The sequence below is a fragment of the Vibrio hepatarius genome (genome assembly GCF_011806575.1).
Lineage (GTDB): Bacteria > Pseudomonadota > Gammaproteobacteria > Enterobacterales > Vibrionaceae > Vibrio > Vibrio hepatarius_A.
Genome location: NZ_JAATOO010000001.1, coordinates 1 through 15,069, shown reverse-complemented (window position 1 = coordinate 15,069; position 15,069 = coordinate 1). Strand labels below are relative to the sequence as shown.

At 44.5% G+C, this 15,069-nt stretch carries 14 protein-coding genes and 1 pseudogene; 6 read left to right on the top strand and 9 right to left on the bottom strand.

Annotation, left to right across the window (positions count from 1 at the left end):
* Nucleotides 1–80 precede the first annotated feature (80 nt).
* Nucleotides 81–1,451, bottom strand: coding sequence for an MATE family efflux transporter (locus tag HCZ42_RS00075; RefSeq protein ID WP_167418763.1), 1,371 nt, complete (start codon nucleotides 1,449–1,451; stop codon nucleotides 81–83).
* A gap of 144 nt (nucleotides 1,452–1,595) precedes the next feature.
* Here HCZ42_RS00075 and HCZ42_RS00070 point away from each other — a divergent pair, with 144 nt between their 5' ends.
* Nucleotides 1,596–2,207, top strand: a complete 612-nt coding sequence (locus HCZ42_RS00070) for a riboflavin synthase subunit alpha (protein ID WP_167418762.1) — start codon at nucleotides 1,596–1,598, stop codon at nucleotides 2,205–2,207.
* A 54-nt stretch (nucleotides 2,208–2,261) separates the two neighbouring features.
* Here HCZ42_RS00070 and HCZ42_RS00065 read toward each other — a convergent pair whose 3' ends face one another.
* Both HCZ42_RS00065 and HCZ42_RS00060 read right to left on the bottom strand, forming a co-directional pair.
* Nucleotides 2,262–2,465: a CPXCG motif-containing cysteine-rich protein gene (locus tag HCZ42_RS00065; RefSeq protein ID WP_167418761.1), complete on the bottom strand. Its 204-nt coding sequence runs from the start codon at nucleotides 2,463–2,465 to the stop codon at nucleotides 2,262–2,264.
* Nucleotides 2,466–2,654: 189 nt separating this feature from the next.
* On the bottom strand, nucleotides 2,655–3,521 hold the full coding sequence (locus tag HCZ42_RS00060; RefSeq protein WP_167418760.1) for a fructosamine kinase family protein: 867 nt from the start codon (nucleotides 3,519–3,521) through the stop codon (nucleotides 2,655–2,657).
* A gap of 346 nt (nucleotides 3,522–3,867) precedes the next feature.
* On the opposite strand from HCZ42_RS00060, the gene HCZ42_RS00055 reads away from it, so the two are divergent.
* Nucleotides 3,868–4,212 (top strand): DUF3802 family protein, encoded by a 345-nt coding sequence (locus HCZ42_RS00055; protein WP_053408542.1) that lies wholly within the window; start codon nucleotides 3,868–3,870, stop codon nucleotides 4,210–4,212.
* A gap of 14 nt (nucleotides 4,213–4,226) precedes the next feature.
* On the opposite strand, the gene HCZ42_RS00050 is transcribed toward HCZ42_RS00055, so the two are convergent.
* On the bottom strand, nucleotides 4,227–4,721 hold the full coding sequence (locus HCZ42_RS00050; RefSeq protein WP_167418759.1) for an NlpC/P60 family protein: 495 nt from the start codon (nucleotides 4,719–4,721) through the stop codon (nucleotides 4,227–4,229).
* A gap of 95 nt (nucleotides 4,722–4,816) precedes the next feature.
* Here HCZ42_RS00050 and HCZ42_RS00045 point away from each other — a divergent pair, with 95 nt between their 5' ends.
* Complete coding sequence (locus HCZ42_RS00045; protein ID WP_167418758.1) at nucleotides 4,817–6,856, top strand: methyl-accepting chemotaxis protein; 2,040 nt, start codon at nucleotides 4,817–4,819, stop codon at nucleotides 6,854–6,856.
* Nucleotides 6,857–6,868: 12 nt separating this feature from the next.
* Here HCZ42_RS00045 and HCZ42_RS00040 read toward each other — a convergent pair whose 3' ends face one another.
* Nucleotides 6,869–7,657, bottom strand: coding sequence for a sterol desaturase family protein (locus tag HCZ42_RS00040; protein ID WP_167418757.1), 789 nt, complete (start codon nucleotides 7,655–7,657; stop codon nucleotides 6,869–6,871).
* Nucleotides 7,658–7,733: 76 nt separating this feature from the next.
* Here HCZ42_RS00040 and HCZ42_RS00035 point away from each other — a divergent pair, with 76 nt between their 5' ends.
* The 3 genes from HCZ42_RS00035 (at nucleotide 7,734) to HCZ42_RS00025 (ending at nucleotide 10,081) form a co-directional block, all read left to right on the top strand.
* Nucleotides 7,734–8,480 carry a tRNA-uridine aminocarboxypropyltransferase gene (locus HCZ42_RS00035; protein ID WP_175579338.1) on the top strand — a complete coding sequence of 249 codons (747 nt, stop codon included), beginning with the start codon at nucleotides 7,734–7,736 and terminating at the stop codon, nucleotides 8,478–8,480.
* A 145-nt stretch (nucleotides 8,481–8,625) separates the two neighbouring features.
* Complete coding sequence (gene nagK / locus HCZ42_RS00030; RefSeq protein ID WP_167418755.1) at nucleotides 8,626–9,534, top strand: N-acetylglucosamine kinase; 909 nt, start codon at nucleotides 8,626–8,628, stop codon at nucleotides 9,532–9,534.
* A gap of 67 nt (nucleotides 9,535–9,601) precedes the next feature.
* Complete coding sequence (locus tag HCZ42_RS00025; RefSeq protein WP_167418754.1) at nucleotides 9,602–10,081, top strand: GNAT family N-acetyltransferase; 480 nt, start codon at nucleotides 9,602–9,604, stop codon at nucleotides 10,079–10,081.
* Between the two features lie 50 nt (nucleotides 10,082–10,131).
* On the opposite strand, the gene HCZ42_RS00020 is transcribed toward HCZ42_RS00025, so the two are convergent.
* The 4 genes and pseudogenes from HCZ42_RS00020 to HCZ42_RS00005 form a co-directional block, all read right to left on the bottom strand.
* On the bottom strand, nucleotides 10,132–12,606 hold the full coding sequence (locus tag HCZ42_RS00020; protein WP_167418753.1) for a putative bifunctional diguanylate cyclase/phosphodiesterase: 2,475 nt from the start codon (nucleotides 12,604–12,606) through the stop codon (nucleotides 10,132–10,134).
* 259 nt (nucleotides 12,607–12,865) lie between these two features.
* Nucleotides 12,866–13,132: a DUF2960 domain-containing protein gene (locus HCZ42_RS00015; protein ID WP_167418752.1), complete on the bottom strand. Its 267-nt coding sequence runs from the start codon at nucleotides 13,130–13,132 to the stop codon at nucleotides 12,866–12,868.
* A gap of 62 nt (nucleotides 13,133–13,194) precedes the next feature.
* Entirely contained in the window at nucleotides 13,195–14,973 is a 1,779-nt protein-coding gene (locus HCZ42_RS00010; RefSeq protein ID WP_167418751.1) for a bifunctional molybdopterin-guanine dinucleotide biosynthesis adaptor protein MobB/molybdopterin molybdotransferase MoeA, read from the bottom strand.
* Nucleotides 14,970–15,069 (bottom strand): annotated as a pseudogene (locus HCZ42_RS00005) (molybdenum cofactor guanylyltransferase MobA); the annotation flags it as partial. The pseudogene HCZ42_RS00005 and the gene HCZ42_RS00010, both read right to left, overlap by 4 nt.

Here is a 15,069-nt window from a genome sequence, read left to right as displayed (position 1 = left end):
TTTAATAGTACGCTTATAAACGAAAAAAGGTCAGATAACTGACCTTTTTAAGTAATACGTATTGGTTTTAACGGTTAACTTTAATGCGACGCGAACGTAAGTTGAGACTCGTCTGGTTGTTTGTGCATCCAGCGTAATCTTAAGCCCAGCATCAGTGCGGCAGACGATAAACCAATGATAAAGCCCATCCAGAAGCCATGCGCACCCATCGGCTCAACAATCCAGTCCGTCATCCCCAAAATATAACCACTTGGCAAGCCTAGTATCCAGTAAGCAATAAAAGTACGGTTGAAGATCGCAGACATATCTTTGTATCCACGTAGTGCGCCAGCGGCAACGACCTGGATAGCATCGGTGACTTGGTAGATGGCGGCGAGTAGCAGTAACTGCAAAGCTACTTCAATTACCGCGCGGTTGTCTGTGTATAGCAGCGCAACTTGTTCGCGGAAAAGTACCGTAAGGATTGCAGTACCAAACGCCATGACCACCGCAACAATCAAACCGACATGAGAGGCAATAGTTGCGCCTTGGACGCTTCCTTCACCTAAGCGGTGTCCAACGCGAATACTGACCGCAGCACCGATACTCATAGGAAGCATAAACACTAAAGATGAGAAATTAATCGCGACCTGATGAGCGGCAACAATGAGTGGGCCTAGTGGGGCGACCATTAAGGCAACTACTGCAAAAAGTGTTACTTCAAAAAATAGCGCAGCCGCTACTGGAAAGCCGAGCTTAAATAAGCGCAGAAGTGGTTTAAGCTGAGGCTTATGGAAAGTACCGAAAACGTTGATGTGGGCAACACGGTTGGATGTGATGATATAAACCAGTAACATCACAAACATAATCCAGTAAACGATGGTCGTTGCAACGCCACAGCCGACACCGCCTAATGCTGGCGCACCGAATTTGCCGTAGACAAAAATCCAGTTTAATGGAATGTTTAGCAACAAGCCGACAAAGCCGATCACCATTGCTGGCTGTGTTAAAGACATGCCATCGGTGAAACTGCGTAATGCTTGGAATAATAGAAACGCGGGTACAGCTAGCATCACGGCGTACATGTAGCCGATTGTTTTCTCCGCCATAATAGGCTCAACATCCATCAAACCGAGTATAACCTTGGTCTGAAATAAGACGAACACGGTCGGGATAGAAATGAACAATGCCATCGCAATCCCTTGCTGGATTTCGAACGGGATCGTTTTCTGACGGCCAGAGCCATTGAGCTGTGCCACCACTGGCACCAAAGCCATAAGCAAGCCAATGCCAAACAAAATCGTTGGCAACCAAATACTCGATGCAATAGACACGGCAGCCATGTCAGTTGCGCTTACTCCACCAGCCATGATCGTATCTACAAACCCCATACCAGTCTGCGCAACGGATGCGATCAGTACCGGGGTTGCCAGTTTAATTAACTTACTGGCTTCTTCTTTATATCGATGCACGTTTGTACTCCAAGATACGATGTGTCTCTACGCAAAAAAGGGGAATGCGCGAGACGAAATAACTATAAATATAAGCTGACGCTTTTCTGTGGCATGATAATGAAATGTATCTCTAAGCACCATTAAAAACTAACGGATCTCTCTATGTTTACCGGAATCGTTCAAGGGATGGCAGAAGTCGTCGCTATTGATAGAAAACAAGATTTTCAAACTCATACTGTACGCTTGACAGGCGCAATGAGGGAAGGGCTAGAAATTGGCGCTTCTGTTGCTCACAACGGTTGTTGTCTAACGGTGACAAAACTCGATGGGGAACTTGTCAGCTTTGACTTGATGCAAGCGACACTCAAATTAACTAACCTTGGTCAAATTAAAGTAGGCAATTTGGTTAACATCGAACGAGCAGCAAAGTTTGGTGATGAAATCGGTGGTCACAGTATGTCTGGCCATATCAGTGTTATGGGTAAGATCGTTGATGTGATCGATACGCCAAACAACCGTACAATTTGGTTTGAACTGCCACAAACTAGTATGAAGTACGTATTAGCTAAAGGTTACATTGGACTCGATGGTTGTTCATTGACCATTGGTGAAGTGGAAGAAAACCGCTTCTCGGTACACCTTATTCCAGAGACATTACAACGAACTCTATTTGGCCAACGTATTGTTGGAGAAATGATAAACGTTGAGTTTGACCCACAAACCCAAGCCATTGTTGAAACCGTTGAGCGAGTACTCGCTGCGAAGAATCTATAACTGCTGCAGCCGGATAAGTTTCAACACTATCCGGCGTTTAACCTGAACGAGTGATCAGAAAATCTGTTCGTCGTCGGCGTCAACAAACAATTCAATCGTGTCTAGTTGTTCATTAACCATCATATTAAGGTGGATCGCGTTACAACAAGCAGGACAATCATCATAAAACTCTTGGTCACCATTGGATGCGTCCAGCGTGATACTGATGGAGTGCCCGCAATGAGGGCAGGTGACGAATTTTTCGGTGTAGTTACGCATAATTCTCTTCCTTACTTCTCGATGAGACATCTAGCCTAAGCTTAAGTCCAGAAGTTACTATTAGACGTAAATTAAGTGTAAATTTTGAATTGGTTAATAAAATTCACTCAATAACTGTAGTTAGAACCATTTTATTAGGTGATTTTTGCAACAAATTGTGAACGTACAAGTTTAAATACATCCCTTATATCAATAAGTTAGTATGCGGTCGATGAGTTTTTGTGATTGTTCTAAATAGTGTCCACCAAATTGATTGTAGTGGTTGAGCAAATGGTAAAGAGTGTAGATATCTTTGCGCTCTGAATAGCGATAATCCAGTGGCAGGATGCTTTCATAACCTTGGTAAAACTCTGGTTGGAAGCCGCCAAACAATTCGGTCATCGCGATATCACACTCACGATCCCCCCAATAGCAGGCCGGATCAAAACAAATAGGTCCAAACACCGAATTTGCCGTGTTTCCGTGCCATAAATCGCCGTGTAATAATGAAGGTGTTGGTTGATGTGAGGCTAGACGTTCGTGCACAACCTCAGTGAAATCGTCGATATCAACGAGATTAACGCCTTTTTCTCTTACTAATTGCAATTGCCAACCTATGCGTTGCTCTGCAAAGAAACGTGCCCATTTTCGTTCCCACTTGTTGGGTTGTAGCGTAGAGCCAATATAGTTGTCCTGGTCAAAACCATACTCTTTTTGCTCTCCCCACTGGTGAAGACGCGCTAGCTGTTGGCCGAATAGATAACTATTTTTGTCATCGTCGAGCTGTTTGGTAGGCAGGTAATTGAGAATGATAAAAGCATTTTGCTTTGACTGACCAATAAGCACCAGTTCTGGGACTGATACGGTATCGGTCTCGCGCAGTATACGGATGTTTTCTGCTTCGACTTCAAACTTAGGTAAAAACTCACGGCTGTTTATTTTGACAAAGTAACGTTGTTCGCCGTCAGAAACCATATAGCATTCGTTTATATCTCCGCCGGAGAGTTTTGTCTTCTCGGTGATTTGATAAGAAAACATGAGCGTGTCTGAAAGATGTTGTGAGATGGCTGACCACATACTTTAAATCCCCGAACTTTGCGCTTTAACCTTATTGTAGAAGATGCGTTGTCTTGGTTCTGAACTAGAGTACAAATTTTTCAATCATTTAACTAAAAATATTCACCTGATTAATAAAATGTGAGCTAAATCGCTTATAATTCATTCTATTAACGTAAGTCGTTAACGAACGGATAAAATACGTACTTAAACACAGCTCATTCATCAACTAGGCGCAGGTCGCAAGTCACATAACTGGTAGTTATTGCGGTTTTTATCAGCAATCGTACGGTGAAAAGTTGTCTAAACTATTCGATATGTCATAGTATTCAACTACTAAGACGCCATGAATTTACGGAGGTACGCAGTGGTTGTAGATACCGATGGTTATTTAGCTTTAATCGAACACTTAGCCTTCAATATGGACGTATTTACGTCAGATGACGGAGATATAGGTCCACAGAGCGTGGAAGATGTGGTTACTGATATGGTCGCGAGCAATATAATGGCGATTTTTGATCAGAACCCTGAGTTGCACGCTAGTGTCCGTTTTAAGTTGTTGAAAGAAGCAGATTCGGTAGTAGATGACCTTGGTGAAGTGTTAGCCGGCGTTTGGGCAAAGCCAGCAACCAATGGCCAGATTGCTTTTCTGGATGAGTATATTGCGCTGATGAAAAACCTATTCGATTCAGCAGTCGCGAAATACGACTAATTGTTCTTCATACTTTACTCAGGCGAATTGACGACTCGCCTGAAATGCCAAAACTTGGATGCCCAATAGGGATTATCCAACCTCGATATAATCACTCCTTTAGATGTTGAAGCGTGCATAAACTGCTTATCACCGATATACACTCCGACGTGGTTGACTTTGTATGACGTTTTAAAAAACGCTAAATCGCCAATTTGTATTTCCTCATAAGGTACTTCTTTACCTAGTAAAACTTGATGGTGAGTGGTTCTCGGTACATCAAAGCGCATTGCGTCGCGATAAGCGATTTGGACAAACGCAGAACAATCAACACCAGAGAACGAGTTACCGCCAAGGCGATAAGGTACGCCTTGCCAATGTTTATATACATCCATGAAAGACTGCTTAATCGCGAGGTGTTCAGCCGTGGGTTCTTCGCGTTCAATTGATTGGCTAAAGTCTGGAGACGATGAACAGCCAACTAGGGCCGTCAAGATCAACGCAAGGGGAAGGCCAGGTACATTTTTCATGACACATTTTTGAATAATAAATGACATTTAAATGTAATGTTCCCTAAATAGAATTCAGTGCATATAAACTTTTGTATGATGTCAGTTCCAATCTAATGAATAAGAAAAACAACAGCTCGTCTTTATCTCTCGTTCAAACTATCAGCACTGTTTTCATCAGTATTACTTTACTGGTGATTATTTTATCTGTCACCAGTATCAAAGGCTTAGAGCAAGTTGAGAATCAGTTTAATGGTTTATCAGATAAAGCGCTGCCGCTTGCGATGACTAACGCCAAACTCACCCAGTCGATATTAGAACAAATCAAACAGCTCGGTTATGGTACCCAAGTCGAATCGCTGGAAGAATTAACAAAAATCCAAACTGAAACGGATTCGCTTATTGCCCGCAATACTCAGTTGATGGAAACCGTATTTTCTATTGCTGCAGACTTTGATTCAGCACTCACTCCACAGCAAGAAAAGCAACTAAAAAAGAATATCGCCGCGTTGGCGAACCAAACACAAAATATCCTTGCAGACCAAGCCAAACTGCTCAATATGCAAGAACGTATCGACGGTGCGGTCAGTGAGTTTCGCTATGGTTTGAGCTCAATTGGTCCTGAAATGAATCGTATCAGTTCGTTTTTGTCCGGTGATAATCCAGTTTCACAAGATGCGGCCAACCGTTTTTCTGCCAGTGCAAGTTCAATGGAAAGCACCTTTCTCGTATTGATGATGCAAACCGACATCGACAAAGCGATGCAGGAATACAAAGAGATGCGCAATCGAATCGCTGGTATCAATCTCGCGTTTGATGACTTCGCAGAGTGGCATCCCGACGTCAAAGAGTTCGCTAGCTTAACCGCACCTTATGAAATGGTGAAAGGCGGCTTTTCTGATGAGGGGGTTCTCAAACAGCTGCTTTCTCAGTTGGAGCTGGCACAGCAGTTAAAGCGACAAGTCGCAACCACTGCGATCACCGCCAATGAAACTGTTGAGTTGCTTAGTCGCGTGTCTCACACTGCAGAATCGCTGATTGACGACAGCAAGTCAGTGGTGAGCAGTACGATAACTAACATTGATCTGATGTTGATTATTGGTGGTTTGGTGATTGTCGTTATTATTGTCTGTAGCTGGGTCGCGCTGCGCGCTTGGATCAAAACCGGTTTGGTTAATGTGCTATCTCACTTAAGCCGACTGACCGAACACGATTTTACCCAGTCTTTAGAGTTACGAGGCCCATTTGAACTCAAAGAAGTAGCTCGTAAATTAAACCAAGTGATTGAATCAACCAGAGATTCCATTTCGACCGTGACACGTAATTGCGAGACACTTTATCAAACCGCAGAAATCAGCCATGGTGCGGCGGAAATTACCCATCAAAGCCTGACCAAGCAGAATGAATCGTTACTCAGCATGGTTACAACCGTTACTCAACTAGAAGCTTCCATACGAGAGATTGCGACTGTGACGAATGAGTCTTGCTGCGAATCCAATCTTGCTGCTGAGCATTCATCTTCTGGCGTTGAAGCAATAGAACAGAACCAAGTTCGTTTGCATTCGTTAGAGCACACATTGAACATTAATGAAGAATCGATGCTGGAACTGGACAGTCGTGTTAAACAAATCCGTGAAATGGTCGACATGATTGCCGGTATTGCTGACAGCACAAACTTACTTGCGTTAAATGCGGCAATTGAAGCCGCAAGAGCAGGTGAACAAGGGCGGGGCTTTGCAGTGGTCGCGGACGAGGTTCGTAAACTCGCGCGCGACACATCAGATCAAACCGGAAACATTCGTGAGCGAATGAGTGAGTTAGTCGCGGCGGCTGAAAAATCACGTTCAGCGGTAGAAAGCACTCGAACAGAAATGACGTATGCGCTGGAATCGAGTGAGCAGGTAAAACAGACGTTTGCCGACATCGCCAATGCGGTCGAACACATTCGTACCCGAGTCGAGCAAATTACCGTTGCAACTGAAGAACAAGAACGAGCAACCGCGGACGTCAGCCGTTCAATCAGTTACATTACTGAGCAAGGCGAACAGACCAAGCTACAGGTTGACTCAATGGTGGAAAGCTCCGAACAAGTGGCCGAAATCGCGGGCCACCAACAAGCCATGCTTCATAAATATGAGCTACACCAGCAAGTTTAGAGATACACGAAATTATTGCTGACGAAACGGCTGGGTAAGCATTTTATCCAGCCGTTGTTCGTTTGGTTTGCGAAACAATGGTAAACCTATTTCGACGTTATCGTCTCCCAGTGCTGGCTGGACGATGTAGGTGTGAAACATACGATCCCAAATGGAAAGACAAAAGCCAAAATTGGAGTGAGTTTCTTTAGCAATTACAGAATGGTGAACTCGGTGCATGTCCGGTGTCACGACCCACTTGCGCAAATGTCTGTCGAGCGTAAGCGGCAGTTTTGCGTTGCTGTGATTAAACATGGCACTCGCATTTAACACCACTTCAAAGATCAAAACCGCCAATGGTGAAATGCCCAATATGGCGATCAAACCAATTTTAATCCACATCGACAAGATAATCTCAATCGGATGAAAACGTGCACCGGTCGTGACGTCGATATCTTGATCCGCGTGGTGCATGCGATGTAAGCGCCACAACCAAGGCACGCGGTGAAACACTAAGTGTTGAGCATAGATGGCAAGGTCCAACAAAATGACGCAAAGGAACACTTCCAAAGCGAATGGCATGTCGATTTGGTTAAAAAGGCCGATGTTGCTTTGTCCGATACGAATGGCCACTTCAAATGCGAGAAACGGCATCAGTAAACTCAAACAAAGTGAGTTAAACGCGATCAACCCGAGGTTATTTAGCCAGCGAAACAGCTTGTTTTGTGTGAGTTGTTTTCTCGGGGTCAACCATTCCCAGAGACCGCATAGCACCAATACTGAAAGAAAAAAACTTAATCGAATAAAGTCAGGGTTTTGCATGACGAAATACACCTTGTTTCTACTTGCAACTCATCCATCAGAGAGTAAACTTGCCGTCCTTTGCCATTATCAATGAATGACGATGAGAGTCCACGCTTTTCACCACCTTTATCAACAGCGCTTAGAAAAATCGACCAAGCCGTTTAACGCACGTGGTTGTAAGGTTATACGTTGCCAATATTGCCAAGTGTCGCAAACACACTGCATTTGCCAACACCAACCAGATATTGAAAGCAATGTGGCGGTGATGCTATTGGTGTCGGAAAACGAAGTCTTCAAACCAAGCAATACCGGGCGTTTGATCCTCGACACGGTTAAAGAAGGTTACGTATACCAATGGAACCGCACCGAACCGGCGCCCCAAATGTTGGATTTACTTGAAGATGAGCGCTATCAACCGATAGTCGTGTTTCCTGAAGATTATGTTGAAGATCCTGCTCGACTGATAAGTGAAGCTCCACGCTCATTCTGCAACGGTAAAAAGCCACTATTGATTTTTTTAGATGGCAGTTGGCGTGAGGCCAGACGCATCTTTCGCAAATCACCTTATTTAGACCGCTTACCAGTCCTATCTATTTCACCGCAGTCGGTATCAAATTACATTATGCGACGTTCGGACAACGAGCAGCATTTGGCCACTGCCGAAGTTGCGAGCTTGGTATTGCGAGAACTAGAAGAGGATTTAGCGGCAAAAACGCTGGAACTTTGGTTTGAAGCGTTTAAGGAAAGCTACCTGTTAAGCAAAAGTCGCGGCAAAGTGGACGAACAGCGTCCCGCACTGCAAGCGTTTATCGCGCAAACAGAAAACGCGAGTCCAGTCTAAAACTAATTCGATTTTCGTCGAATCTACGCGCAGTTAAGCTTGTCTTAAGGGTAAACTTGTCGCACATCACGGACTGTAGGCTTAGGTATATGGATAATAAGTCCGTTTTTCGATTTTTATATTTTGTATTTTAGGGAGAGAGTCAATGTACTACGGCTTTGACGTTGGTGGCACTAAGATTGAATTTGGTGCATTTAACGAGAAATTAGAGCGTGTTGCGACGGAACGTGTACCAACACCAACAGAAGATTACCAACTATTGGTGGATACGATTGCCGGTTTAGTTGCGAAGTATGACAAAGAGTTTTCTTGTGAAGGGAAAATTGGTCTAGGTCTGCCAGGTATGGAAGATGCGGACGATGCTACTGTGCTGACTGTGAACGTTCCAGCAGCGAAAGGTAAGCCGCTACGTGCAGACTTAGAAGCAAAAATTGGTCGTAGCGTTAAAATCGAAAACGATGCTAACTGTTTTGCGCTTTCTGAAGCGTGGGACGAAGAACTTAAAGATGAACCTTCAGTAATGGGCTTAATTCTAGGCACCGGTTTTGGTGGCGGGCTGGTTTATGAAGGTAAAGTCTTCTCTGGGCGTAACCACGTTGCGGGTGAACTAGGTCATATGCGTTTACCGCTGGATGCATGGTTCCACTTAGGTGACAACGCGCCACTGTTGGGTTGTGGTTGTGGTAAGAAAGGTTGTCTGGACAGCTACTTGTCTGGTCGCGGCTTTGAACTGATCTACGAACACTATTTCGGTGAGAAAAAGAAAGCGATCGACATTATTAAAGCGCATGCGGAAGGCGAAGCCAAAGCGTCTGAGCACGTTGAGCGCTTCCTCGAGTTATTAGCGATCTGCTTCGGCAATATCTTTACGGCTAACGACCCTCATGTTGTTGCACTAGGTGGCGGTCTATCAAACTTTGAGTTGATTTACGAAGAAATGCCAAAGCGCGTGCCTAAGTACCTTCTGTCTGTAGCTAAGTGTCCGAAGATTATCAAAGCAAAACACGGCGATTCAGGCGGCGTACGCGGCGCGGCGTTCTTAAACATCAAATAGATTGATTTGTTGTTGGTAATTTGAGAGCTTGCTTAGGCAAGCTCTTTTTTATTTTGAGGCAGCTAGGATGGCACTCACGCAATTTCAAGTTAACGATTATCAGCAGATCGTCGATTGGATCGACTCTCCAGATCTGAACTACCTTTGGGGTGGTCCAACATTTACTTTTCCCCTTAACGCCTCACAAATCGAAGTGCACGTTTCCTTACCTCAATGCCAAGCATTTTTCTACTTACATCACGGTGAGCGGGCTGGATACGTTGAACTGTTTGAAGTAGATGAAAGCGTGGCGCGTATTTGTCGCGTGTTTATTCACCCTGACTTTCGAGGTAAAGGGAGTTCAAAACAAATGTTGACTGAACTAATCGACGTCGCCAAACGACAAGGTTACGCAAAACTCAATCTTTGCGTGTTTAGTCAGAACACTGCTGCGATTCGCTGTTATGAAGCGTTGGGCTTTGAAGAAACCAAAAGAGAGCAGGGCACAAGAGCGTTTAATGGACAAAGTTGGGAGCTGATTTATATGGATTTGAGGTTAGAGCGGTGAAGCACTTCGTAGCGCGATCCAAACCATAGGATCGCGCTTGACCGAAATCATCATTTAATTAAGCCTACAGCTTGTTCAAATGGTACCGGCTTGCTGATGTAATAACCTTGAATGTAACGACATCCCATTGACTTGAGCAGTTGCAACTGTTGTTCAGTCTCGACGCCTTCTGCAATAACATCCAAACCCAGTTGATTTGCCAATAGGTTCACGGACTCAACCAAAACTGCATTGTTTTTATTGCTGTCGATATTTCTAATCAGTGAGCGGTCGACTTTTAAGATATCTACCGTATTCTTCATTAAGTTCGAAAAAGACGCGAAGCCAGTGCCAAAATCATCCAATGCGAGCTTCAAGCCCTTGGCGCGCAGGCTATCCAACAACTTCTGCACATCGGGCTTGTCTTCCAGTGGCACAGATTCGGTCACTTCAATAATGATGTTTTCTGGTGAGAGTCCAGATTGCTGAATCGTGTTAATGATTGAGCAGTTATCAGGATCTTCGTTGATCAATTCGTCGATCGAGCGATTAACTGAGATAACGATGTCGTCATGTCCCAGTTGCTTGAGCTTATGAATATCCTGACAGGCGATTTCTAGCACAAGTTGGCCAAGGTCTTTGATGTAGCCCAGCTCTTCCGCGATAGGGATAAACTCAAACGGGGAAATGGATTCACCGTCTTCAACCCAACGCGCCAGCGCTTCATACTTTACAACTCTGTTGTTGTCTAAATCGTAAATCGGCTGGTATTCGACGTGGATACGTTTTTCAGCGATGGCATGCTTGAGTAACACACTTAAACGGTGTTTACGGCTGATACTCTCTTCAAGCGGATAGCAGTACATAACTGTGCTTGGTATTGGTTTTGTCTTGGCTTCATCCAAAGCGTAGTAGGCTTGCGTGAGAGGGTGCGTGTTTGACGTTTGCTGATCAGGGTTAGAGTGTCCAATATTGACTGACAGTTTCAGCTTGTGCTTATCAATAGTAAACTCGGCTTCAATCGATGAACGCAATTTTTCAGTGATTTGAGCTAACGCATCGGTGTTTTGCTGTGGAACCGTCATCGCAAACTGATCCGCACCGTAGCGACAAATGCTGGTGGATACGTTCGAGAAATACTCTTGCAGTAACTTACCTACGTGACGCAAAACTTTATTGCCAAACACTTCACCATAAATGGTGTTAATCGCCGAGAAACGGCAAATGTCGATAAGAATAACCGTTTGTTGGTCGTCTGCATCAGACAACTGAATAAATTTAGAGCGGGTAATAAGACCGGTGAAATCGCGTTTGTTCTTGTAGCGATCCAATTGGCTTTCGATCATCTTGGTGGTGCTGATGTCTTCGAAAACTGCAAGGTAGCTTGAGACATCACCATTCATATCTTCGACGACAGAGATTTGCAGTTTCTCAGGATAAATCGCGCCCGCTTTGGTTTTGTTCCAAACTTCGCCTGACCAGTGACCCAGCGTGTTAATGCTGTGCCACATTTCAGCGTAGAACTCTTTGTCTTGAATGTCTGAACTAAAAATTTGTGGCTTTTTACCAATCAATTCTTCACTCGAATAACCAGTAATTTCTTCCACACGAGAGTTTACTTTGACGATACGATTGTGGCGGTCAGTGAGCATCACACCGCGGTCAGATAGCTGGATTAATTGATCCGCTATTGTACGCTCATGGAGCAATTTGGTGATGCGCGTGACGTTCTTAATATTGCCCTCTACGCGCTCGAGCTGTCCCTGAGAGTCAAAGCTCTTAGAGCAGCTGATTTCCAGCTGCATACCTGCGATGCAATCTTCTCGTCGAACAACGAGACGTGAGATACCAATATCAGATGTTGCTTTATCAAGGAAATCTCGGAATTGATCATCACGTTTAAATACATGATGGCGGAAAAAATCATCGAAGCTTAAGTTATGCAATGCCCCAAGTTGAAACATCCGCCCTAAGTTCTGCGAACAATAGAATTGTTTTTCTTTTACACGCCAAGTCCAAGACGACGTATCGGTGATCTGTTCTGAACGGTCGAATTGTTGCAGCAACTTGTCATTGCGGTTAGTTAGCCTTTCCTGAAGTAGGGAGTTACCAATCAGGAAGCCCAAAGTTAGTAACCAGTCATTATCAAATTGGCTAGTATCAAGGTGACAAGAATAGAGCAGAGCGAGCACGCCGACAATCTGGCCGTTGCGTGCTTGGAGCGGTATACCGATGTAACTTTCTGCATTCAATTCACGTAACGCTACGTCTTCAGGGAATCTTTGCTGAATGCCTTGCGAGAACGAACACATCACGTTGTCGTTAATGACCTTCTCACAAGGGCTCCCCCTTAGTTCATAAGCCATGTTCGCTGCTTGTACGCCGTCGGCGAGATAGACACGAGTCGTGGCGATGTTTTTTATCAGGTCATACTCCGCGACAAAGCAGTGCTCGGGGCTGTAACGGGCGTAGATTTCCTTTAAACAACGTAGACAGAACTCCTCACCATCCTGAGCGTTGATTATCTTTCTTACTAGGGCTTCCATAAAAAGGCTTACATTCCGAATTTATAGTCAATTTAGTTTAATTATTATATTTGTAGCATATAGCTTGGCGGTAAATTAACAGTATTTTTAGTGCGTGTATACGGTTTAGTAAACATTCGTATTAAGTTATGCAATAAAATTGCAACTTTAGTTTAGAAGTGTGTTTGGGGAGGAGAAGGAATGTATGTTGGTGAGAACGAAGGGATTCAAAATGATAGTTTGCTCACGCTCCCTAAGATAGAGAGCGTGTCAGATGTCGCTAAGATTTCTTTTTGCCTACGCCAAGATTATCTTTTTGTTGTAGGGTAATTTTATCGAAACCTAACTTTCTAAAGTGATTGTCACGGTAATTACGAACCGCTTTGGTATCTGAAACCGCTTCGATTTGCTGCTCCATACGCAAGTAATCAGAAATATTGATGCCTTCTGCTTCCGCTACTGCTTCATGGATATTGCGGTGTTGTTGGTACGAAAAGGTTAGAGTCTTATCTTCACCTTTGTAAGTATATAGAATGGTACGAGCCATGAATTGTTTCTCAATCAGTTCAAAATAAAGAGGCCAGCGATGCTGGCCTCAGTCTTTATGGGCTAGATTCTGCCTTGAAGCGGGATGATTGTCACGCTTTCACCGACTTTTACTGTATCGACCGCGGGTGAAATTTCGATAAGGCAATTCGCTTCACTCATTGATCGCAAGATGCCAGAGCCTTGTTTTCCGGTTGTACGAACTGTTAGTTGCCCGTTGCTATCCAGTTGGTAGACACCGCGGCTAAACTCAGTACGTCCTTGACGAGAGCGTAGGTTTTCTGTGGCGACCGCGTTTACTTTAAGTGGCTGCCAATTTTGCTCACCTTGCATTTTCCGCAGTGCAGGTTCAACAAAATTAATAAATGAGACCATGACCGCCACCGGATTACCAGGTAAGCCAAAGAACGGCTTACCGCTGATTTGACCAAACGCCAGTGGACGACCTGGGCGCATATTGATACGCCAGAAATCAATTTGTCCAAGTTTGTCGAGGGCGAGCTTGATGTAGTCTGCATCACCAACGGATACTCCCCCAGAGGTGAGTACAACATCGGCTTGAGCGGATGCGTCTTCAAGCGCTTTTATCATCAAGTCTTCATTATCTTCAATAATGCCGAAATCCAAGATTTCGCAACCTAAGCTTTCCAATAACCCAATGAGCGTGTAGCGGTTTGAGTCATAAATCGAATTCGATTTTTGCTTTGTGCCGGGCGCTTGGACTTCATCGCCTGTGGAGAACACCGCCACTTTGAGGGCGCGAAAAACTTGGCAATCTGCGTATCCCAAAGAGGCAATCATGCCCATTTCTGGCGATGAAATTCGTTTACCTTGGCTAAAGACTTCGCTACCAATGGCTAAGTCTTCTCCGGCTTGGCGAACGTTTTGTCCAATTTTGATTTTAGCCTCGCCAAATGTGACATTGTCACCTTGCTGTGAGGCTTGTTCTCGCATTACCACGGTATCAGCGTTAACCGGTGTTGGGGCTCCAGTCATGATCTTAACCGCTTCACCGACTTGAAGAGGCTTATCGTAAGCATGTCCTGCGAGTACTTCAGCGACAACTTGATAGCAGTTGCGGTCTAAATCATCACCGCGAATCGCATAACCATCCATTGCTGAGTTAGTGTATTGGGGCACGTTCACTGGAGAAATTACATCTTTTGCTAGTACGCGGCCATACGCTGACTCTACAGGGCAGGCTTCGATTTCTTCAACTGGATGAACCAGAGATAAAATTTTCTCCTGGCCTTGCTCTACAGAAAGGAAAGCGGGGGACAGAGTATCGCAGCAGGCAGCCTCAGATTTGGTTTTGGTCGACTGAGCATTGCTTTTAACGTACTCAATCACAAAGTGCGCGATGGCGTCTAGGTCATTGATGTCCATTTGCGGAAGTAGAGTATCGCTTAACTGTGAATCTGATGCGATGGCAATGATGTTGTCGTCATTTGGGTACAACCAAGGCTTAGCGATCGCTTCGCGGTGCAACTCAATTTTAGGAAAGGCGATATTTTTGCAGCCTTCGACTAGAACAACGTCAAGTTTGTCACAATCAAAACGACCAAGCAGGTAATCGAATTCAGACTCTGCTTCTGGCGTTTCAGTCATCAGCGCGTAACGATTACGAGAGGCTATCAGCATTTGCGATGCACCCGCTTTTCTTAGACGATAGCTATCTTTCCCTTCTTTATCGACATCGAAATTGTGGTGTGCGTGCTTAAGCATACCAATACGCAGACCTGCCTCAGTCAATTTAGGTAATAGGGCTTCCAGAAGCGTTGTTTTGCCTGTACCCGAGTATGCGGCAAAACCTAAAAGTGGGATAGGAAGTGAATGTTTCATGACGATAATGTTCCAAATTGTGCGAGTTCTTCTGGGGTATTGAGATTGACAAAGCAGTCCGGAGAATCACTGAAATCAACGTAACTAGTGTTGCAC

Excerpts from the sequence above, each read along its gene's own strand:
- HCZ42_RS00070 (WP_167418762.1), top strand. The coding sequence starts at position 1,596 with ATGTTTACCGGAATCGTTCAAGGGATGGCAGAAGTCGTCGCTATTGAT.
- HCZ42_RS00065 (WP_167418761.1), bottom strand. The coding sequence starts at position 2,465 with ATGCGTAACTACACCGAAAAATTCGTCACCTGCCCTCATTGCGGGCAC.
- HCZ42_RS00060 (WP_167418760.1), bottom strand. The coding sequence starts at position 3,521 with ATGTGGTCAGCCATCTCACAACATCTTTCAGACACGCTCATGTTTTCT.
- HCZ42_RS00050 (WP_167418759.1), bottom strand. The coding sequence starts at position 4,721 with ATGAAAAATGTACCTGGCCTTCCCCTTGCGTTGATCTTGACGGCCCTA.
- HCZ42_RS00045 (WP_167418758.1), top strand. The coding sequence starts at position 4,817 with ATGAATAAGAAAAACAACAGCTCGTCTTTATCTCTCGTTCAAACTATC.
- HCZ42_RS00040 (WP_167418757.1), bottom strand. The coding sequence starts at position 7,657 with ATGCAAAACCCTGACTTTATTCGATTAAGTTTTTTTCTTTCAGTATTG.
- HCZ42_RS00035 (WP_175579338.1), top strand. The coding sequence starts at position 7,734 with ATGACGATGAGAGTCCACGCTTTTCACCACCTTTATCAACAGCGCTTA.
- nagK (WP_167418755.1), top strand. The coding sequence starts at position 8,626 with ATGTACTACGGCTTTGACGTTGGTGGCACTAAGATTGAATTTGGTGCA.
- HCZ42_RS00025 (WP_167418754.1), top strand. The coding sequence starts at position 9,602 with ATGGCACTCACGCAATTTCAAGTTAACGATTATCAGCAGATCGTCGAT.
- HCZ42_RS00020 (WP_167418753.1), bottom strand. The coding sequence starts at position 12,606 with ATGGAAGCCCTAGTAAGAAAGATAATCAACGCTCAGGATGGTGAGGAG.
- HCZ42_RS00015 (WP_167418752.1), bottom strand. The coding sequence starts at position 13,132 with ATGGCTCGTACCATTCTATATACTTACAAAGGTGAAGATAAGACTCTA.
- HCZ42_RS00010 (WP_167418751.1), bottom strand. The coding sequence starts at position 14,973 with ATGAAACATTCACTTCCTATCCCACTTTTAGGTTTTGCCGCATACTCG.